1 protein-coding gene is annotated in these 237 nt (G+C 38.0%); it reads left to right on the forward strand.

Annotated elements, in window-relative coordinates; genetic code table 11:
- The coding region (locus LJE12_RS19910; RefSeq protein WP_227292451.1) for a flavodoxin family protein at nt 1-237 on the forward strand (237 nt) is incomplete at both ends.

Consider the following 237-nt stretch of genomic DNA (forward strand, 5'->3'; position numbering starts at 1 on the left):
ATACAAATTCTACCATTGATAAAATTGCTGCCGCAGATATGATTCTTTTTGCTACGCCAGTTTATTGGTGGGGAATGTCAGCACAATTGAAATTAGTCATTGATAAGTGCTACTGCCGTGGATTGCAGTTAAAAAATAAAAAAGTGGGCACGATTGTTGTAGGTGGTTCTCCCGTAGACAGTATCCAGTATGAGCTGATTGATAAGCAGTTTGACTGTATGGCAAAATATCTTTCAT

This window comes from Blautia sp. DFI.6.71 (assembly GCF_020593585.1).
Classification (GTDB): Bacteria; Bacillota; Clostridia; order Lachnospirales; family Lachnospiraceae; genus Blautia_A; species Blautia_A wexlerae.